We start from the raw sequence: 20,993 nt of genomic DNA, 5'->3' as shown, positions 1-20,993 counted from the left end.
TGTTACCTAATGTGATGGCAATCAACCTGAGACGACTGGGGTGCTGCGAGCAACGATCAAGGGATAGACGGTCAAATTTTGGTGACGGGCATCGGGTGTCCATGGATTGCGATGCGGAAAAGACACCGGTGCTGACTCAATGAATGTGGGTTAGCTGGCTTCGTGCGGTGGGCGCTGCTGCCATTGGATGGTTCGAAGATGCGTTGATGTGACGAACGGCATATAATTGTATGTTGGCGGACTTGCCCCCATTGGGCGAAGCTCCAATGAAGAGTTTGACAACCAATCAGGATGCAAACGTGGCAGAAAAAGCACTGAAGACCGAAGAGGAGACAGGGTCCTTCCCCGGCGAGCCTAAACACGGGATAGGCGTGGGCCAGTCGGGCAGCCCGCGTTGGCAAGCGAGCTACTGGATCCTCGCGGCACTGATCCCGTTCGTATTCTATGCGTTCGAGGCGGCAATGCGGACGTCTTATCCGGAGACTCAAGCTCCCAATGTGAGCTTGTTGGCACAACTATCCATCATGTTTGCCTTCTATGCCGTTTGGGTGCTGGTGCCTTGGCTGGTCTGGCAAAGCGTTGCGAGTTCGATTCGAGCGAATGGCCGAGATATCCGAAAGGCCGGGATGCGCCTGGTTGTTGTCGGCGTCGCATCGTGCACAGCTCACCTGTTGCTTCTTACGATCATCTTGCTGTCCATGTACTCGCAGCAGGCTTGGGGACCGCGGGAGCTTCTCTATTCCTTCGGTGAAGTTTGTTTGGGTAATGCCGCTATGTGGTTCATGGCGTATGCTGTGGCTGCGTCATTAGTGCTGTATGCGAGATTTTCGGTGGTGCGGAGGCCTCCACAGAAAAGCCGGTACGAGGTTCGTCAGAACGGTAAAATCTGGTCGATCCCTTATGACGAAATCTCCTGGATTAAGGCCGCGGGCAACTACGCCGAACTGCATACGGATCGCGGCCAGATGCTGGTGCGAAAGACACTGTCATTCGTAGAATCTGAGATTGCCGATGGAACGTTCATCAAGTCTCATCGTAGTGCTCTTGTAAACGGCAAGCACGTGATCGCGATCAAGAACCAGGACGACGGCAGTGGGTATGCCGTTGAGCTTCGTAACGGTGAATCTGCTCCGCTGAGCAGGCGCCATCATGCCGATTTCAGGGAGGCGCTACTTTCTATCGACTGATGAATCCATCTCTTGATAAATAACTGGCGATCTGAGGGTATGATCGATCTGCCTGAATACAAAATGCTACCGGTCGTCCCAAACTGGTTGCTCCTCCTGATCGATACTGAACAATCTCAACCCAGCAAGGGTGGCTTTCCAGCCTTGAAACTTGATGGGCTGTGAGGATGAGTGAGATGTTGGAGGAACTAGGCTTCGATAATGGTGGAAGGCGTAAGCGCGCACCCTCGTGGAGGAAACCTGTCGTTGCTTCTGTCGCGCTACTTTTAGCAGGCTGCTCACTGGGCGGATCTGATCGCGATGACACTCCGGCCGATCCTGACACAGTTGTAGCGATAACACCCGGCGACGATCGCTTCGATACCCCGGAATTCCCGGATTACTCGGTCGACTACAACAGCCGGACATCCAAGACCGGCCTGTTCACGGTGCAAGTGCGGACCACCGGTGATGGCAACAAGATTTCGGTAGTCGACATCATCCCGACCGACGAGACCGTCATTGTCGCGCAGCGACAGATCGATGCAGAAACCCACAATTTTGACTTTACCGCTGGCCCCTATCTCGCTTGGGGCACTGAATTCGTGGTCGGTCAGAACGATGCGTCAGGGTACAACTGGACTCGCATCCCCGTTGGAACAAACCCGCCCAAACATATGACGGGCACACTTACCCACAATGGCTCGGTCAGCGAAATGTTCTCACCGACCCTCGCATCCTTGATGCCGATGCCGGTTGGAACGGTGTTCACCTTGCCTGAAGTGTATCCGCGCAAGGACGAATTCGTCTCCGCCGAGCTTGATCAATACACAGTGCTACGGACTGAAATGCTAACTCTGGAATCCGGCTTGAGTTGTAACTGCTGGGTGCTCGAAAAGAAGGCATGGAGCGGCACAATCGATCATATTTGGGTGTCTCGGACTGCACCTTTCGAAATGCGCCGCATACGTGATGTCGGGGGTCGCGATTTCCAATCCGACGCCCAGAATTTCCGTGAGTTCTGAAAAGGCGGCAGATGATGCACAAGCTTATGTATGCAAGGCTCTTGCGTTTGACGGCGTTGCCACTTCTTGCAGGCATGTGCTCGATCGGACAGGCGCAATCTTCTCTGGCCGATGGCGACCCACTACCACGTTCGATTGAGCGGCCCTTAGAGGCAATCGACGGCGTTCAGACCGTATATGATTCAGTTGCTGTCGAGCCGGGCATTCGCTTGCGAGTTCTTGTCTCGATGCCGGATGATGCCGAAACTCCTTTGCATCCTATTCTGTTCACGCAATGGGTTTCTTGCGACACTATTGAACTCGGGCATGGCAATGGCGGAGCGCTTGGGGCGGTCGCTAGGGACTCCGGTCTGGCTCTGGTCCGCGTCGAACGCGCAGGGACAGGCGACAGCCAAGGGCCTTCGTGTAGCGAGCTCGACTACGAAATGGAGGTGGCGCATTATGTCTCCGCCTTCGCAAGCGTACTCGATCACGAAACGCTCGATCCCAGCAAGGTTTACATTTGGGGTGACAGCCTCGGAGCAACAACAGCGCCGCTCGTCGCGCTCAGCTTGCAGAATGCTGGCTACGATATTGCCGGGATTGCAGTACAGGGCGGCGGCGCTCTGACTCACTTTGAGCGCATGCTCAACTTTGAAAGAATCTACCTTGAGCGACGCCCGCAGCATGTATCGCTTGAATCGATACACGATTCACTGTTGGATCGAGCGCGCTTCCTTACTGAATACCTGCTCAACAAGCGTCATCCGGACCAGATTGCCATGGACACCCCGGCCATGGCCGCAGTCCGCGCTGATATTCGAGGGATGGACACGGGCAGCCACTACGGGCGTCCGTTTGCGTGGCATCAACAGGCTGCACAGCAGAACTTTCTCGCCGCGTGGGCCGCACTGGATGCCCCGGTCCTGGTAATCTTCAATGAATTTGATCAATTCGAGGTTCTGCACGGGCACCAACTTATCGTTGACGCCGTGAACCGGCTCCGCCCGGGCACAGGCAAGCTGATAGTGCAAGCTGGACTAGGTCACAGCAGTTGGCGCTTCAACTCTATCAATGAAGCTTACCGGGACGAGACCGGAATCCCTGAAGCCGAAACAACCGCTGCGCGGATTGTCCATTGGTTAAGGACACAGGCGAACTAGCATCAAGAACCGGTTGAGGCTGCGAAAGCCATCGCCAGGTCAAGGAGATTGGAACTATGAGACATTCAGCCCTTTTGGTCGCATTATCTGTTTTCGCGGTCTCCTCGGCGCTTTTTGCGCAAACCCGTGACGCTAACGTCGACGCTGGGTTGGATGTATTCTCCCCTACTCAGGTCGCCGATGCATTCTGGGCGGAACTGTCTGGTTCGGACCCTCGCGAAGAGCAATTGTCGATCGTTTCCAAATACTATGGCCAGATTTCTTCCGACCCAAACGATCACAGTGCGAGCAGGATTGATCGGCTGTCTTTGGGGGAGGGCGCATTCCTTACCTTCAATGGCCGCAAGGCCTATGAATTCTTCGACCCTCTGCGCGAAGGGGGCGATTTGATCGCTGCTCATGCATGGGAGCGCGTTCTACAGATCGTGTTCAGGGGATTCGGCGATCATGCTCGTGCGGCGACACTGCTAAATGAGTATCGATCGAACTTCGAGCTGTCGGAGAGCAACACCAGGGGACGCTCACAGGCCGTTGGCAACTTTATCGATTTGCACGTCCAAAACGGTGAGCCCGATGAGGCAGTCGCGCTGCTTGTTGAGGAGCTGGAATCCTTGCCTGTCGATGCGCCCTATTTCTCGCATGGGCTCGTGATCCGCTACTCGGACTTGATTGCCAATTCGGATCGCAAGGATGAAATCTCGGTCATTGTCGAGCGGAACTATGCCCATCTTCTCAGGTTGAGCAAATCCTGGGATGAACAGGTCGTGCCGGCATCGGCCGATCCCATCGTTCGGAATGAAATGCCGAGATGGTACTGGAAATCGCAAGGCGTGCAGCCAGGGGAATCGTTGCGCGCGGCGCGCAAGCGACAACTTGCCGGGTTGCTGCGTGCCCTGAGTGAGTGGCTCGATCGCAGAGATCCATGAGCCTGCAGAGAGAACGCACAAAATGTCCCAACAGGTCGAGAGCGCCGACATCATTCCGAAGAGCAAGAAATTCTCGAAAGCTATAGCTCGTGTAGCAGTTGTCGCACTGCTCATGATGATTGCGGTTCTGGCTCTCGCGTGGACAGCACTGTATCTCTATCATGTTCCGGTCCCCGATCTTGATGGGGCTGCACCGGTGGACCGCGGAGTGGCTTCGGTCGACCATGCCGAAACAATAACGACGGCGCGAGAAATGCTACTGCAAGCACGTACGGAACTTGCGGCGCCGTCCGTTTCTATTGCTGTTGCCCGGGACGGCCAACTCGTCTGGTCCGAAGCGGTTGGTTACGCGAGCTTGGGTGATCGCAAGCTCGCGACTGTCAAAACAGCCTATCCGATTGGGAGCGTCTCTAAAGCAATAACTGCGACACTGACCATGGACATTGCAGAAGAAGGGCTAATCGACATTGATAAGGACGTGCGCGACTATGTGCCGACATTTCCGCAGAAGCGATATCCGGTAACCCTGCGGCAGCTCCTGTCCCATCAAGGCGGAATAAGGCATTATGGGTTCGCGTTTGCTTTCCCGACCTTCTCGGAGGCTGGCTACAATGTTGAATTTTCCACTTCGGCACAGGCGCTCGCGATATTTGAGGATGACCCCTTGCTCTTCGAGCCAGACTCAGATTTCAGCTATTCCACTTTCGGCTACACCCTTGCTGGCTCTGCTCTCGAAGGCGCTACCAATCAGAGCTTTCTGGAACTGCTTGATCAGCGGGTTTTCGAACCTCTCGGGATGGATGACTCTGGTCCTGAAAGACCAGATGTGTTTGGGGAGCGGCTGGCAAGTGGTTATGTGAGCTTGCTCTCCCGCAATCAGGTCATGCCCGCCCCAAAAACAAACCATAGCTACAAATGGGCAGGGGGAGGTTTGGCATCGACGCCGTCAGACCTAGCCCGGTTCGGCTCGTCTCTTTTATCCGGTCAGATACTTGAGCAGGCGACCAGAGAAGAAATGTTCGCCATTCGGAAAACGTCGGATGGCGCATTCAATGAACAGCATTATGCCCTTGGCTGGCGTAATGGAGGACTTGAGAACGGAGAGAACACCTACCGGATGATCAACCACGGCGGGGCAACTGCAGGTGCGACAGCTATCTTGCTGATATTTCCTGACCAATCCATAGTCGTCGCGATGACTGCGAACACTGTCCGTGCGGGAGGTTCGAACCAGATCATGAAAAAGGCGGCAAGAATCGCAACTGTTTTCCTGCAAGCCTCAGATTGACTGATGGATCGAGTCCGCAAAGTTGCGCATAATTCAACAACCTCATTCTCTGCCAGAATGGTCTTGCGGCAATACAGAAGATCCAGATGTTGAAATTCGCTTTCAGAGCTTTTGTTGCGATTCTATTGGCCATTGCACTCGCTTGGTGGGCGGGGCCGTCGCTCCTGCGCTCAGATGGCGATATGGTTGATCCGCGATCGGAAATACATGCAGCGGAGCTGGATGGGATTATCTATGTGGCGGGCGGCATAGGGTTCTTTCGAACACTCGATAGCTGCGCCGCATTCGACGTTTCAACCGAGGAGTTTTTAGTCTGCCCGAACTTGCCTCGTTCACTTCATCACGTCGCAATGGCTTCCGGAGAAGGACGCGTATTTGCCTCTGGCGGATATAAGGGATTGCCATTCAGGATAGATGATCAATCCGCCTTGTTTTCGCTTGATCCAGATAGTCTTGATCCCACCTGGCAAGAAATTTCACCGCTTCCCCGGCCACGCGGCCAACATGCAATGGTCTACCACTCTGGCGCAGTTTGGCTCATCGGCGGGGAAGAGGACGGAAAAGCGACTGGCTCTCTCATGCGTTTCGATTTGGCTCGGAAAGACTGGCAAGCGATGGCCCCCATGCCAACACCGCGACATTCTCACGCAATCGCAATGGACGGCGCACGGCTTTTTGTCACCGGCGGACGGAGTGCGGCCTTGGGTGGGCAATCGCGTGTCATCGAGGTCTATGACTTTGACAGCAACAATTGGAGCAGCATGCCTGATGCACCGTTCGATCTGGGAGGTCATGGCGCAGCTGCATTTAACGGCAGGCTTCATGTCTTTGGAGGCGAAGACTTTCGCACCGGCACTGTTCTCCGACAGCACGCATCAATCGATCCAAGCGACCTCGACGCTGGCTGGCGCGAAGACGAAGCCCTTCCATTTCCGCGTCATGGATTTGCCACTGCACGAGTTGGCAACACCGTATGGATCATAGGCGGGGCCAAGCGCGCAGGCCTTCGGACTCCATGGTCTGTCACGGGGACAGCGTTTCCAGTCTCCCAACGATAACGCACGGTTCAAATTTTCTCGTAAACAGCGAAACCAATACAAATCAGAGGGTGCTATGGGCAGCGCAAATGACTTCGATTTTCTGCATGGTCAATGGGACGTTGAACATCGTCGCCTTAAGCAGCGTTTCGCCAATTGCACCGATTGGGAGGTAGCTTGCGCCACAGATTCCGTGCGGCCCGTTCTCCATGGGCGCGGCAATCTTGGAACTTTCCGACGAGAGCTTTTCGGTCGACCGTTTGAGGGCTTGTCGATCCGCACTTTCAATCCGCGCACCGGAGAGTGGTCGATCTATTGGCTCGATAGTTTTGGGCTTGAAATTGAGCCGCCAGTTGTAGGAAAATTCGTCGACGGGGTTGGGGTGTTCGAAGGAACGAATATTGAGGGGGGCGAGGCTGTTGCGGTGCGCTTCGTATGGAAGGATATCGAGGCCAAAACTGCGACCTGGCAGCAATGGCTTTCAAAGGATGGCCGCGCTTGGGAGCTGGTTTCTGAGATGTACTTCCGCAGGAGCGAGCAACTGAAACGCCAACGCACCTAGTTGAAAGGACGCTTGGGTCCGATCTTTGCGCCGAATTTCCACGCCGCACAGCTTCGCGTAGCAGGGTGATATTGTGAATATGTCATCGTCGTTCTCCTTGGCAGGAGTGACCACCAAGAATGTCCGCACTCAGCAACTGAGATTTGGGATGACTACGTCTCGGATTGGGTCGTTAGCCGACAGGCCGCTTTGAACCGCGAAGCGGTCGTCTTGTTCAAATTTGAGTTCTGCACACTGACTGGAGCAAGTATGCCGATCCAGCGTTAGTAGGGCATTAGTAGGGCGCGTAGTTCCAACGCCTTCAGGCTCTCTCGGAGGTCTTCTGGACGCAAGCATTTGTGTTGCCAGGGGTTTTCTAAGGCCTTCTGGTTCACTCTGAGTTCCTCAAAAACAGAGTTCCCTAATTCGTAATGATGGGGTCAGAGGTTCGAATCCTCTAAGCGGCACCATTTCCTTAAGCGTTGAGTGTTTGCTGATCTCTGCGATGGCAGACGCCGCGTAGTATTCCGTGGATTTCCCAGCCTTAAATATGAGCGCGGCTCATAGCACCACGGCATTGATCTGCCGCAATTTACACGCCCAATTCCGCGCACCTCTGGACAATGCGCCATAGACAGGATTTATGGTTGTCCCGTCAAACGCTTATGGCTGGTTGCACTCTGCGCCGCCACTGTGCGTTTCTACCAAGGGGGCAATCGGGTTTTGCAGCGAAGCGCAGTCATCGTCGGAGCAGGGGTGGTCGGGGTCGCCTCTGCCTATGCGCTTGCTGATCGTGGATGGCGGGTAACTCTGGTCGATCAGGGCGCTGGGCCAGCATCTGGAGCAAGCCACGCTAATGGCGCGCAGCTAAGCTATTGCTTTACCGATGCGCTGGGCAGTCCTTCGACCTTCGCTGCCTTGCCGAAGCTGTTGTTCGGCAAAGGCGGGGTAACGATCGGCCTGTCTGCCAGGCTCGACTATCTGTGCTGGCTCGCGAGATTTGCGCGCAATTGCACCGCAGCAAAGTTCCGCACCAACACGCTTTCGGTATTGCAGCTGGCGGCTGAATCGCGTGCTGCGATGGACCGGCTTTGCGACAAGCATCCGCTGGAATTTTCACACCGCGTGGCGGGGAAGGTGAACCTTCTCTATTCGCAAGAGGATGAGCGGCGCTCAGCCAGTATCATGGCGTTCAAGCGCGCGGAGGGCTGCGAGCAGACCTTGGTCGACCGCAGAGAATTGGAACAGTTAGATCCGGCGCTTGAAGGACTGGATGACGAGGTAACCGGTGCGATCTCGACCCCTTCCGAAGTTGTGGGCGATCCATTGCTGTTCTGCCGCTCGCTCGTCAATGTGTTGACCCGCGAGTATGGCGTCACGGCACGCTTTGACACGGGCGTTTGCGCGATTGCCGAGAATGCGGCAGGGGCGAGCATCACACTCTCCAATGGCGAGCAATTGCGTGCTGATATGGTGGTTGTCGCATGCGGGCATGCCAGCAACCGGCTGCTTGGCCCGCTGGGCAAGGCGGTGAGCATGCAGCCGATCAAGGGCTATTCGTTCGAGATGCCGCTCGCCAATGGTTCGCCGCATATCTCTGTCACCGATGGCAAGAGACGGCTGGTCTTCACCAATCTGGGTGACCGGATGCGCGTTGCCGGGATTGCCGAAGTTGGCGAAGGATCGCGTGATATTGATCCCGGCCGGATCGAGTGGTTGGTCCGCTCAGCGCGCGAGAGCCTGCCCAATGGGGGTGACTATTCGAAAGCTGGACAGTTCTGGACGGGATTGCGACCCTCCACGCCGGACTCGCGGCCAGTGATCCGGCGTGCTGGCAAGTCTATCGCGATCAACACAGGGCACGGTTCATTGGGATGGACGCTGGCCATGGGATCGGCCGAGCGGCTCGCCGGGCTAGTCGAAAACTAGGCTAAATATCGTCGTCGGAGACGTATTCCTCGACGTCGATCTCTCCCGCCATCCTTCCGACAGCCACCGCAACCGTTGCGTCTCCTGTCACATTGGTCATGGTCCGCATCATATCCATGATGTGGTTGATCCCGGCGACAAAGGCGATGGTTTCAAGCGGCACTCCGATAGCGGAGAGTACCAGGCCCATCATGATCAGGCCCGACCCCGGAATGCCCGCTGCCCCTACCGAGCCAAGCGTCGCCGTGAGCGCGATCAGCAGGTAAGATGTCATGGTTAGCTCGATCCCGTACAGCTGCGCGCCGAATAAGGCGACGAGGCCGAGATACATCGCGGTCCCGTTCATATTGATCGTCGCGCCCAGCGCCACGACAAAGCTGGAAACCGAGCGCGAGACGCCCAGATTGCGCTGAACGCAGCGCAAGGTCACTGGCAGCGCGGCGTTGGAAGACGCGGTGGAGAAGGCGACGGCCTGCGCATCCACGATCCCGCGATAGAAATCGACCACGGGCAGTTTCGCAATGAACTTCAGGATCAGCGGGTAAACGACGAGGATAATGATGAAGCAGCCTGCGTAATTCAGCCCCACCATGGTCGCGAGGGGCAGCAGCGCTTCAAAGCCGAATGTGCCTGTCACCCAAGCCATTAGTGCGAAGACGCCAAAGGGGGTGAGCTCCATCACAATCATGGTCATCTGCTGCATGACGGCAGCGCCCGCATCGACGACTTTGACGATGGGTTCAGCTTCTTTGCCCGCCATCAACAGCGAGACGCCCACCAGCACGGCGAAGATGATCAGCGGGAGTATCTGCCCCTCTGCCATGGTCATGATCGGGTTTTCGGGGATCATGTCGAGCAGCCGCTCTGTCCATGTCAGTTCGGGTGGCTGCATGATCTCGGCGCCTTGAGCCAGCGAGATGTCGAGACCCATGCCGGGCTGGAAGATCGTGCCGAGGGTGAGCCCGAGCGAGATCGAAGTCAGCGCGGTGAACAGGAACAGCAGCAACGCCTTCCCGCCCACATCGCCAAGCTTCTTCAGATCGCCGAGGGCTGCAATGCCAGATACGAGCGAGAAGAAGATCAGCGGCACAATCAGCATCCGGATCGCGCGGATGAACAGATCGCCAATCCAGCGGATGTTCTCTGCTGCATCGCCCATCACAAAGCCCGCGATGATGCCGACAACCAGCGCGCCCAAAACACGCTTCCAAAGATCGATACCCAGCCAGAATTTCAGCATTGTGTGTCCTTAACCAGTGGCCGCCCGGAAAGGGTGCCGGTCGGGGCTTCATCGCGGATCACCGCTTGCCCGTTGATGTAGAGGTGGATGACCCCGCTCGAAAGCTCGCGCGGGGCAGAATAGGTGGCGTTGGGTGCGAAGCTTTCAGGATCGAACACCAGCACATCGGCGAAATATCCGTTGCGCAAATAGCCGCGCTTCTCCAGCCCGATAATATCGGCAGTCAGCCCGCTGCTGCGGCGGATGAAGCGGGCTAGGTCCATGGCTTCTTCGCCCAAGACGAGGTCGCGGTAGGCTTTTGGAAAGCTGCCAAATTTGCGCGGATGGCCGGTCGATCCGTCCGATCCTGTCACCACCCAATTTTGCCGCGCAAAAGCGGCGATATCGGCGGCATCCATGTTGAAAGAGGCGAGGCGTGCGTCACCGCTCTCCAGGATCGCGATCGCGGAATCGACCGGTGCGCGCGCTTCGGTTTCGGCGATCTCGGCGAGTGTCTTGCCAATCGGAGCGTCAGAGCCGGAGAGTTGTCCTGTAACAAGCAGCCGGTCCGCACCGCCGCGCCTTGCAATGGCATCCACCATCTCATTGCGTATCCGGTCGCGCGATGCCGCGTCGCCAAGTCTTTCGCGCAAGGCTTCCAGCCCGCCTTCGAGCGCCCAGCGCGGGACGAGCGCGTTAGAAATACGCGTTCCCGATGCCTCCCACGGATACTGATCTGCAGTGACCTGCTGGCCTCCTGCGCGCGCTTCCTCGATCATCGCGATCATCTGTGCGCTGTGCCCCCAGACCGCCGGACCAAGCGCCTTGATATGCGCGATATGGACGCGAATATCGGCTGCGCGCCCGATGTCGAGCGTCTCGGCCAAGGCGCCGGTAACGGTCACGTTGTAAGTGCTCTCGTCGCGCATATGGGTGTCGTAATAGCCGCCGAAACTTCCAGCGATGCGAGCAAGCGCGGTGACTTCCTCGGTCGAGGAATAGCTTTGAGGCACGTAGTAAAGCCCGGCGGAAAGTCCCCATGCGCCTTCGCACATGGCCTGACGGGTGAGCGCTTCCATTTGCGCCATCTCGGCGGCATTCGGTGCGCGGTTCTGCGTGCCGAGCACCGCCTCGCGCACCGAGCCGAAGCCGACAAGAAACGCTGCATTGGAGCCGATACCTCTTGCGCGGGCGTCTGAGATCAGTTCCCCGACATTGTGGTCGCCAAACCCGTCATTACCGACCACCACAGTCGACACCCCCTGAAAAGCAAATGGGTAATTGGCGCGGCGCGCTGGGTCCTCTGCAGCGAGATCGGTCTCTGCATGAGTGTGTGGGTCGATAAAGCCGGGCGCGACCACCAGACCGCTTGCATCGATTGTGGCTCCGGCCCGGTAGAGCGCAGCGGCATCCGGCCCGACATAGGCAATCCGGTCGCCTGCGATTGCGATATCAGCCATCTCTCCTGGCTGCCCACTGCCATCAAAGAGCATGCCCCCGGCGATAATCAGATCGGCAGCTTCGCGCTGCTCTGCGGCATGATCGGGTAATGCCTGACACGCAGGCAGCGACAGGGTCCAGGCCAGCGCGGCGAGTAAAACGGCGCCGCGCTTGACCATCACTCCGCAGCCGCCTCAGTGGTTGCGGGCCCAGTCAGAAGCATCGTCTCCATCATAGCAATCGCGGCCTCTCGCCCAATGCGCTGGATCAGTTCGCGGTCCGTCTCATCGCCGATCTCGAAAGTGATCCCGGGGGCACCATAAGTGTCATAGGTATAGGCCTTCGAGATTGGGCGGCCCACACTGTGCCGCGCATCGCGGTTCACATCATAGCCCTCCATCCGCTCCTCATACCGCGCGAGCCAGTCGCGGGTGAAGAGCGGGGGATCGGTCGGCAACTCGTCGGGGATCGTGTAGAACACGTCGCGATTGGTCGAGTGGAAGTCGATCAGCACCCGCAGATCGCGCGCCGGATCAGCCTCGACCGCTGCAAGCAGATCGCGCATCAGAGACGTTTCCGGCTGCGTCCAAGGCCCCCAATCGCGATTGAGATCAACACCTCCAGTGTTGTGCCGCCAATGGCCCCGCATCACGCCATCCGGGTTGAGCATCGGCACCACCAAAGTCTCAAACCGTGCGCGATAGGCCCGGGCGAGTTCGCTGTTACCCATCAATGTCTCAACAAAGGGAAACATGGCAAGCGCGCCGGTGACTTCCGGCGGATGCTGGCGGCCCAGCAGCACCACAGTTTCGCGCTGGCCAGCGTCAGGCTGCGCGATGGTGAGTAGCTCGATATCACGCCCCTCTGCCGATTTGCCGAGCAGACTGCGGGTCGCGAAATCGTGTCCCTCCAGCCCGTCCAGCCACGCGTCATAGGCCGAAGGGGGCAGGATTTCCTGCGCGGCCACGAAGATTGGCTCACCGCGCACGCGCAAGGATAGCCGCGCTGTGCGCTCGCCCCGCTCGCCTTCCACCGTGACGCGGCTGGGGCGCATATAGGTCCAGTTCACGCCGTCCGTGCTGATCTTGGGCCAGTAACGATGGCCGCATGTCTCGTAATCGAGTTCAACCGTGATCCGTACGCGCCGCTGAGGGGTGACGCGAAAGGCGTACCAGGCGCTGCAATTGATATCGCCCTCATCTTCCGGCGCGATGGTGAGGCGGAAGGTGCGCTCACCGCTCGTTTCGCAGGTGGCAAAGGCGCCCGTGGGGAAGTCCTTGTCGATCCGCGCGATCTCGGTGCTGCAATCCGCAGCAATTGCGCTCGCGTGATCGCCGCTCGATGCAGCGGCAGGCGTGGCAATCAAGGCCATGCCGAAGGCAGCAATCATCGCAGTCAGGCGCATCGGCCATCCCCTCTCAATCGGGTTCCACCAATATCAGAATGTCGCAAAGGGGGCTGCGCTGCAATCAGTGCAGCCCCTCTTTGCCGGATCAGAAGTCCTTGCGCAGCGAGATTGAGACCTGACGGCCACGTGCGCTGTGCAGGTTGCTGAAGAAGCCGAAGCTCTGGTCAGCCAGTGGGGGTTCTTCGCCGAACAGGTTGTTGACCCCGACCCGCAGGCGCGTGCCATCAAGCGCGGTGTCGTTCTCGATCGTGTAGCTGATCGAGGCGTTCAGGGTGAACCAGTCATCCACGCGGAAGAACTCGCCCGTGTCGTCCTGCGTCACGCTGGTGTCGAACACGCTGTCGACATAGCGTCCGAAGAAGCTCACGCGAACAGGGCCGCTTTCCCAAGATGCCCGGCCGGTGATACGCCATTTCGGGCGACCGTTGAGCTCGCGCACCTGGCCGGTATTGGCGATGGTGATCCCCGGCAGTGTTCCGGCAGCAACCGCGTCGAGCAGTTCCTGACCATCCGCGCCCGGGCTCTGGAAGAAGCTTTCCAGATAGGCCGCATTCAGCTGCAGATCGATGTCGCCGATGCCGAATTCGGGAACGTCGTAGAACATGCCGAAGTCCCAACCCTTCGACACACGCGAGTCGAGGTTGAAGTAAGCATCGTTCACCCGAATGATGTCACCCGCTGGCGCGAGGCCGGTGCCGGCGAACAGATCGATCCGATCCTGATCGGGATCTTCGCGGATAACATTGGGGTTGGTCCCGCCTTCAAGCCGCCGCAGCAGGTCGAGCGCGATCTGGTTCTGGTCTCCGAAGACGCCGACAATGCCGTCCTGTTTGACGCGCCAGTAATCGGCGGTGAGCGTCAAACCGGGAATGAAGACCGGCGCAACCACGACGCCGAGATTGATGCTTTCGGTATCTTCGGGTTGAAGCAGATTGGTGCCGGTGCGGACGCTGACCGTGCCAGAGCCTGAGCAATCATCGAAATTGGCGATCTCCCCCTGCTGAATCTCAGCAAAGCAGCGCACCAGATCATCGCGCGTGTTCGAACGCGTGGTGCCCAGATCGTTGACCTGCACCAGGTTCGGCGCGCGGAAGCCCTGCGACCATGCGCCGCGGAAGAGCAGACCGTCGAACACGCTCCACGAGGCCGCTGCACGCGGGACGATCGTTGTCTCGTCAATATCGGTGAAGTGCTCCATCCGGCCCGCGAGCTGGATGTTGAACTCATGGACCAGCGGAATGTCCATGTCAGGCGAGACGACCGGAATGAAGGTTTCCGCGAAGGCCGAATAGACATTGCGGCTACCGCTTGTGTCGGGCGAGGGGCTGGAGCCCATCACGTCACTTCCTGAAAAGCCTCCGTCGAATGAATTGGTGTAGGTGATCGTCCCGTCGAGGCGCGGATCGCGGTCATCCTCGAAAGTTTCACGGCGATACTCGATCCCCGCTGCGATCCCGACATCACCGCCGGGCAGCGCGAACAGATCACTGCGCGATACCTTGAAGTCTGCAAGCGCAAGCGTGGTCTCGCCATTACGGAAGACGTCAACAGTGAAGCTGTCGATCACCGATTGCGGATTGGGTGTGCAATCGCCCACGCTCGGATTGTCGATGCAAGCACCATTGAATGGGTTATAGGCGGTTGCGTCGGTGCGGTTGATCGCCTGTTCGAACAGAGTGTTCGAAACGCGGTTTTCGGTAAAGTCGCTGGTGTTGGCCTGCGAATAGAGGAATCCGGTGTCGTAGTCCCAAGCGCCAAAATTGCCGCGCAGGCCGGTGACGATGCGGTAGACATCTTTCGTTACGGTCACGCGGCGCGGTCCTGCATCAACTGGGCGGTAATCTTCGATGATGATCGTCGCACCGCTGTCGGGAATGCCGTCGATCCCGTTCTGCAGGCGGTTCGGATTGGGCGATCCGTCAGCGAGCGTTGTCGCGCCGAGAGGGTTCCAGAACGCGGTCGGCAGGACCGCTATCGGAGTTGCCGTCAGGTTGGAGCGCTGCTCAAGATTGCGGCTCGACTGTGAGCGGTAATAGGACCCTTCGGCATAGAACTCAGCAGAAGGCGACAATTCGTAGCGGAACAGGCCTTGCGCGCTGTAGCGATCCTTTTCGGAAAACAGGTCTGTTTCGGATTCGAGATTGTAACGCTGCGAGCGGGTCTGGGTGGTGCCGTTATCCGCGCACAGCCCGTTGCCAAGATCGAGGAAGCGGCTGTCCGAGATTGCGTTCTCATCTCCGAATGCACCGCAAGGACGGACGAAGAAGTCGTCATCGTTGAGGTCGGTGTTGCCGCGCGAAGACTGGATGTCGAATTCGCCCCACGGCGTGTCGTTCGAACGGTTGTCGAAGTTGAGATCGCCTTCGAACTCGGTCCCGATCAGGAACGGACGGCGGTCGCTGTCTGCAGCGTAGTCGCGCATGGATGATGGCGCGCCGTTCTCATGGAAGTAATACCCGTAGAGCGTGAGATTGCCGCGACCTTCGTTGAAGTCGAAGCCGTAGCCACCGCGGATCGAGGCGCTGTAGAGCTCAGTACCGGTCGATGCGCGCCAGTTTCCTTCGAGCACTGCTCCGTCGAGGTCACCGCGCAGGATCGTGTTGACCACGCCCGCAACCGCGTCGGCACCGTAAACTGCCGATGCGCCGTCACGAAGGACTTCGACCCGGCGCACACTGCCGGGCACGATCTGATTGGTGTCTGGCGAGACGACCGGAACCAGCAATTCGGTTTGGAAGCCCGGATTGAGCACCATGCGGCGGCCATTGATCAACAGCAGCGTGTTGCCGGTGCCGATCCCGCGCAGGTTGATCGAGGCGATGTCGCCGCGAGCGCCGTTGACGCCGCCGACGGTGCTTTGATCGTTGAACGCGACCGAACCAGCTTGCGGGATTGCGCGGAACAGCTCGTCACCCGAACCCGGATCGATCGAGTCAATCAGCGCCTCATCAACCACCGTCACCGGCAGAACGTCGTCAATCTTCGCGCCCTGAATCTGCGAACCCGTCACGACGATGACAGGCGTTTCTTCCTGCGTTGCTCCGCTATCCGGCGCAGTAGGTGCTGTACCCGTATCCTGAGCGCTAGCGTTGGCGCTTACGAGCGCTACTGTCGAAGCACCAGCCAAAGTGATTACACGCGATCCAAATTTCATTTTAGGCCCCCAAATCTATCGGCGAAGCCGCGGCCTGATGTGCGGCATGCCTTTTTCTCAACCGCCATAATTAGACGTCAATCATGCGTCCTGCGCAACCGCGCGCCCAGACAATATGCCGTTTGAGCCATAGCCTTTCGTTATGGAACCGGATTTGGACCCAAGTGCGATGTGGGGTGACGCGCGGTCAGCCGAACAGCTTGGTCAGCATCTCCAGACAGCTGGTGATTTGCGCGCTATCGGGCTCTTCGGCGAGCGTCATTGCGACGAAGGGCAGCGTAGGCGCTCCCACCAGCTCGAATGCCTGGACTTCATCATCGGCAAAGCGGCGCGCGGTGAAGCCGTCGACAATCGCGACGCCTGCGCCCAGCTTCACCAGTTCGGCGGCGACATAATAGGTCTGGGCCGAGATCGCGATTCGAGGCTCGACCTCCGCGCTGGCGAGGAAGGCGTCGATCCTCTCTGCCACCGGACCGCTGGCGCGCAGTCCGATCATCTCGATCCCGTCAAGCTCCTGCGCCGAAACATGGCTCTGGCCTTCGGGGAACACCCCCTTTTGCGCCACCAATGCCAGATTGATCGAGTTGACCGCGCGGCAGCGTATGCGGCTGTCGAACTCGTCGTCAAAACCGATGCACAGGTCGAACTGCTTTTCGAGCAAGGCAGCCGTCACCTGATCCGAATGCAAGGTAGCAAGGTCAAAGCTGAGGTCCGGATTGGCCGCGCGCAATGCCGCCACCAGCGGCGGCACGATCGCAAAGCCCAGCGAAGGCAGCACGCCGATCCGCACATGCCCGCCTTTGCGATTGCGGATGTTCTTGGTCGTCCGGTCGAGCGCGGAGACCCTGTCGTAGATGTCGCTAACTTCGCGGAACAGCTCGCTTGCGGCATCGGTGGGGTGGAGCCGTCCCTTGCGCCGGTCAAACAGCGCAAAGCCCAACTGATCCTCCGCATGGCGCAGCACCTTGCTGACCGATGGCTGGGAGACATGCAGATTGCGCGCAGCCGCGCTGATCGAGCCCTCTCGATAGACGTGGTAGAAGACCTCTATATGCCTTAGCCGCATAGGTGCACCCTACAGGCTTTGCCGCCAAGCGAAAGCCTAAGGCTCGCTATTCCCCATGCTGCACTCACATTTCCGCCCATGATACACCCTAACATGGACCGCATGTTACACGGTCCTGAGCAAAAATATTTCCGGGAGGAATGGCCGCTCTTGAAAGGATCGAAGAGTGCGTTTGAATCGTCATACGCGGGCTTTACCAGCGCGCTGACAAGTAGGAAAATTGAGCTGTGTTCTTCACTCTGTCCGCAGCGCCTCGATGGGCGATAGGCGCGAGGCGCGGATCGCGGGATAGCTGCCAAACACCAGCCCCAGAAAGGCGGAGAACGCGAGCGAGCCGATAGCGACGCCGATCCCGATAGGAACGGGGAAGTCGGCATAGGCGGTGAGCGCGGCACCGCTCAGCCATGCCAGCGCCAGACCGACCGCTCCGCCCAGCGCGCAAAGCACGGCGGCCTCGACCAGAAACTGATTGCGAATATCGCTGCGCCGCGCGCCCAAGGCCATGCGCAGCCCGATCTCGCGCGTTCGCTCGGTCACGCTAACCAGCATGATGTTCATGATCCCGATCCCGCCAACCAGCAGTGAGATAGAAGCAATCGCGACCAGAACCGCCTGGAATATGCCGGTGACGAACTGGCTCTCCTCCATGAATTCCTGTGTCGTGCGCACGGTGAAGGGATTAACTTCGTCATCCTGCACGCGGTAACGGTCGCGCATGACATTGGTGATGTCGGTCTTGGCCTGAGTCAGCGAAACGCCGTCTTCAAAGCCGATATAGGCAACTTGCAGATCGTCCGGCCCCGGCAAGGTATCGCCGACAAACCGCTGGCGCATGGTCGAAATCGGCATGAGCGCGGTATCGTCATTATCCTGTCCGAAGGTCGAACCTTTCTCTTCCAGCAACCCGATCACGATGAAGGGCACCCCGTCCACGCGCACCGTCTCGCCGACCGGGTCGAATTCGCCAAAGAGCGTCTCGGACACTGTGCGCCCAAGCACCATGACCCGTGCGGCGGATCTGACATCGGCATCGCTGAGCGAGCGCCCGCGATCGACCGGGTGGTTGGTGATCGTGCCGTATCCCGGCGTTGTTCCCACCGCATTGGTTCCGGCGCTGGTGCCTGCGACCACCAGTTCAAGGCTCGAACGAAGCTGCGGCGCGACAGCGCGGATACCCGGCACTTCGCGCTCGATAGCGCGCATGTCGCGGCTGGTCAGCCTGCCGCGATCAAAGGATCGCCGCCCGCCTTCATTGTCGGGTTGGGGCACGAGGATCGCCATGTTCGATCCGAAATTGTTGATCGATTCCATCACCGAAACCTGCGCGCCATTGCCGACCGCCACGGCCAGCGTCACCGCGAACACGCCGATCATCACGCCCAGCATGGTGAGGATCGAGCGCATCAGATTGGTCCGCAGCGCCGTGAGCGCAATCGCGATATTGACGCCCCAGCTGGCGAGGAATCGTGCCCGCTTGGCCTTGCCAGAAGCAGCCTTCGCTGATGTCATAGGCGCAGAGCTTGCCATCAGGCGTTCTCCGCTGCCGGTTCGCGCAAGGCCACCACGCGGCTTTCGACCGCGCGATCCTCGATAACCTTGCCATCGCGGAACTCGATACGGCGTTTGGCGTGGTCGGCGATCTCGTCTTCGTGGGTAACGACGATCACGGTTATGCCAGCCGCGTTGAGCTGTTCGAAGATCGCCATGATCTCTGCGCTGGTGCGCGTGTCGAGCGCGCCGGTCGGCTCGTCGGCGAGCAGCATCAGCGGCTCTGTCACCAGTGCCCGGGCGATGGCGACACGCTGTTGCTGACCGCCTGACAGCTTGGCCGGAGTGTTGAGCAGCCGGTCGCCCAGTCCCATTTCGATCAGCTTGTTGGTCGCGCGTTCGCGCCGGGTCGCAGTGTCGATACCGGCATAGATCAGCGGCACTGCTACATTGTCGATGGAGGAAGTCCGCGCGAGCAGATTGAACTGCTGAAAGACAAAGCCGATCTTCTCATTACGAAGCACCGCCAGCTCGTCGCTCGACATCGCCTCGGTCGGGATCGCGTCGATCAGCACCTGCCCGCTGGTGGGCACATCGAGGCACCCGATCATGTTCATAAAGGTCGATTTGCCCGATCCGCTCTTTCCCATGATCGCGACATATTCGCCGCGCTGGATCGTCAACGAAACGCCGTTGACGGCATGGATAAGCTCGCCGCCCAGATTGTAGGTCTTCACCAGATCGCGGGTTTCGACGAGTGGTTTGGTGGCACCGCCTTCAGGGGAGTGAGCGCCGTCCATCAGGAGCCGCTTTGCGCGCCGTCGCCCGTCACATTGCGCGAGCGCACGATCACCTTTTGCCCCGGCTCCAATCCGCTGGTGATTTCGACATAGTCTTCTCCTTCCAGCCCCGTCTCGACAGGCAAGCGGGTTGGCGCATAGGGATCGTCGCCCGGCACCCAGACATAGGCCTGCTTGGTCTGCTCCGCGCCGTCTTCGCTGGAACTTTCGCCGCGATCCTGTTCGCGCGGGAGGAAGCGCGTGGCGGCAACCGGCACGCGCACCACGCCGGTGTTGAGGCCGGTGATGATATCGACATTGGCGGTCATGCCGGTGAGCAGCCGCCCGTCGCTATTATCCACGTCGAGGATGACCAGATAGCTCACCGCCGTGCCCGACTGTGTGGCCGACTGGCGGATCTGCTGGACGATCGCCTCAAACTCTTCCTCGGGATAGGAATCGACCGAGAAGCGCACTGATTGGCCTTCGCGCACTTGCCCGATATCCGCTTCGTCCACCGAAGCCTCGACCTGCATCCGGCTGGTGTCGGCCGCAATGGTGAAGAGATTGGGGGTCTGGAAATTGGCGGCAACGGTGGTGCCCGGCTCGACCAGCTTGTCGATCACCACGCCGCTGGTGGGAGCGATGATGCGGGTGCGCGAAAGATCGAGCTCTGCGGATTGCAGTTGGGCCTGGCTCTGGGCGATCTGGGCCCGCGCGCTTTGGGCCTGCGCTTCGGCAGTGCTGAGCGCGGCTTTCGCGGCTCCGAGCGCGTTCTCCGCCTGATCCAGACCGGCGGCGGAGACAAAGCCGCTTTCTGCCAGTTCGGTGCGGCGGGCAAATTCGCGGGTCTGGACTTCGACATCGGTGGTCGAGCGGATGATTGCCGCCTCGGCCTGTGCCAGACTTGCGCGGGCTAGGCTGACCTGCGCGCGCGCCTGCGTGACCTGCGCTCGCGGGCGGGTCGCGTCGATCTCTGCCAGCAATTGTCCGGCCTGAACCGGTGAATTGAAATCGACATAGACGGCGGTGATCTGGCCGGAGACCTCGGCACCCACATTGATCGTGTTGAGCGCTCGCAATGTGCCGCTCGCCGAGACAACGCGCGTTACTTCGCCCTCGGTCACGTCCTCCGCGACATATTCGTAATCGCGCCCGCCCGATGAGAAGAAGCTGCTGATCGCGAGCAGCATCACCAGCGCGATAATCGCCGAGATGATCTTATGCGATTTGATCCAGTCGAGAATGCGGCCCAAATTCCACCTGTTTGCTAGCAATATGCCGAGCGAGGCATACACGCTTGCGAGCCGGATGCCACCATGCCTCGCCCGCGCCGGTCGATTGCATTGCAGCGCTGGTAGAATGGGCAAATCTTGCGCTGGCGG

16 protein-coding genes are annotated in these 20,993 nt (G+C 59.0%); 8 read left to right on the top strand and 8 right to left on the bottom strand.

The window, feature by feature from the left end; genetic code table 11:
* The first annotated feature begins 266 nt into the window (after positions 1–266).
* The 8 genes from Q0887_RS09420 (at position 267) to Q0887_RS09385 (ending at position 9,054) form a co-directional block, all read left to right on the top strand.
* Positions 267–1,187 carry a LytTR family DNA-binding domain-containing protein gene (locus tag Q0887_RS09420; protein ID WP_299194277.1) on the top strand — a complete coding sequence of 307 codons (921 nt, stop codon included), beginning with the start codon at positions 267–269 and terminating at the stop codon, positions 1,185–1,187.
* A 167-nt stretch (positions 1,188–1,354) separates the two neighbouring features.
* Positions 1,355–2,191: a hypothetical protein gene (locus tag Q0887_RS09415; RefSeq protein ID WP_299194275.1), complete on the top strand. Its 837-nt coding sequence runs from the start codon at positions 1,355–1,357 to the stop codon at positions 2,189–2,191.
* A gap of 11 nt (positions 2,192–2,202) precedes the next feature.
* A complete protein-coding gene (locus Q0887_RS09410; RefSeq protein ID WP_299194274.1) occupies positions 2,203–3,333 on the top strand; it encodes an alpha/beta hydrolase in 1,131 nt (376 codons plus the stop codon).
* A 56-nt stretch (positions 3,334–3,389) separates the two neighbouring features.
* Positions 3,390–4,259, top strand: coding sequence for a hypothetical protein (locus Q0887_RS09405; protein WP_299194272.1), 870 nt, complete (start codon positions 3,390–3,392; stop codon positions 4,257–4,259).
* A 22-nt stretch (positions 4,260–4,281) separates the two neighbouring features.
* Positions 4,282–5,547, top strand: a complete 1,266-nt coding sequence (locus Q0887_RS09400; RefSeq protein WP_299194270.1) for a serine hydrolase domain-containing protein — start codon at positions 4,282–4,284, stop codon at positions 5,545–5,547.
* A gap of 86 nt (positions 5,548–5,633) precedes the next feature.
* Positions 5,634–6,605 (top strand): kelch repeat-containing protein, encoded by a 972-nt coding sequence (locus Q0887_RS09395; RefSeq protein ID WP_299194268.1) that lies wholly within the window; start codon positions 5,634–5,636, stop codon positions 6,603–6,605.
* Positions 6,606–6,660: 55 nt separating this feature from the next.
* Entirely contained in the window at positions 6,661–7,146 is a 486-nt protein-coding gene (locus Q0887_RS09390) for a hypothetical protein (protein WP_299194266.1), read from the top strand.
* Between the two features lie 702 nt (positions 7,147–7,848).
* Positions 7,849–9,054, top strand: coding sequence for an FAD-dependent oxidoreductase (locus Q0887_RS09385; protein WP_299194264.1), 1,206 nt, complete (start codon positions 7,849–7,851; stop codon positions 9,052–9,054).
* A 1-nt stretch (position 9,055) separates the two neighbouring features.
* Here Q0887_RS09385 and Q0887_RS09380 read toward each other — a convergent pair whose 3' ends face one another.
* The 8 genes from Q0887_RS09380 to Q0887_RS09345 form a co-directional block, all read right to left on the bottom strand.
* On the bottom strand, positions 9,056–10,294 hold the full coding sequence (locus Q0887_RS09380) for a dicarboxylate/amino acid:cation symporter (protein WP_299194262.1): 1,239 nt from the start codon (positions 10,292–10,294) through the stop codon (positions 9,056–9,058).
* A complete protein-coding gene (locus Q0887_RS09375; protein ID WP_299194260.1) occupies positions 10,288–11,892 on the bottom strand; it encodes an amidohydrolase family protein in 1,605 nt (534 codons plus the stop codon). The genes Q0887_RS09380 and Q0887_RS09375 overlap by 7 nt, the downstream gene beginning before the upstream one ends.
* Positions 11,892–13,118: a M14-type cytosolic carboxypeptidase gene (locus Q0887_RS09370; RefSeq protein WP_299194258.1), complete on the bottom strand. Its 1,227-nt coding sequence runs from the start codon at positions 13,116–13,118 to the stop codon at positions 11,892–11,894. The genes Q0887_RS09375 and Q0887_RS09370 overlap by 1 nt, the downstream gene beginning before the upstream one ends.
* Before the next feature lie 88 nt (positions 13,119–13,206).
* On the bottom strand, positions 13,207–16,275 hold the full coding sequence (locus tag Q0887_RS09365) for a TonB-dependent receptor (RefSeq protein ID WP_299194257.1): 3,069 nt from the start codon (positions 16,273–16,275) through the stop codon (positions 13,207–13,209).
* Positions 16,276–16,462: 187 nt separating this feature from the next.
* Complete coding sequence (locus Q0887_RS09360) at positions 16,463–17,341, bottom strand: LysR family transcriptional regulator (protein WP_299194255.1); 879 nt, start codon at positions 17,339–17,341, stop codon at positions 16,463–16,465.
* Positions 17,342–17,575: 234 nt separating this feature from the next.
* A complete protein-coding gene (locus Q0887_RS09355; protein WP_299194253.1) occupies positions 17,576–18,850 on the bottom strand; it encodes an ABC transporter permease in 1,275 nt (424 codons plus the stop codon).
* Positions 18,851–18,867: 17 nt separating this feature from the next.
* Positions 18,868–19,629, bottom strand: a complete 762-nt coding sequence (locus tag Q0887_RS09350; RefSeq protein WP_299194251.1) for an ABC transporter ATP-binding protein — start codon at positions 19,627–19,629, stop codon at positions 18,868–18,870.
* Positions 19,629–20,864 carry an efflux RND transporter periplasmic adaptor subunit gene (locus Q0887_RS09345; RefSeq protein ID WP_299194249.1) on the bottom strand — a complete coding sequence of 412 codons (1,236 nt, stop codon included), beginning with the start codon at positions 20,862–20,864 and terminating at the stop codon, positions 19,629–19,631. The genes Q0887_RS09350 and Q0887_RS09345 overlap by 1 nt, the downstream gene beginning before the upstream one ends.
* Positions 20,865–20,993: the final 129 nt, after the last annotated feature.

Origin of the sequence: uncultured Erythrobacter sp., from assembly GCF_947492365.1 — a bacterium.
Taxonomy (GTDB): Bacteria; Pseudomonadota; Alphaproteobacteria; order Sphingomonadales; family Sphingomonadaceae; genus Erythrobacter.
This window is presented reverse-complemented; position numbering and strand designations above follow the sequence as displayed.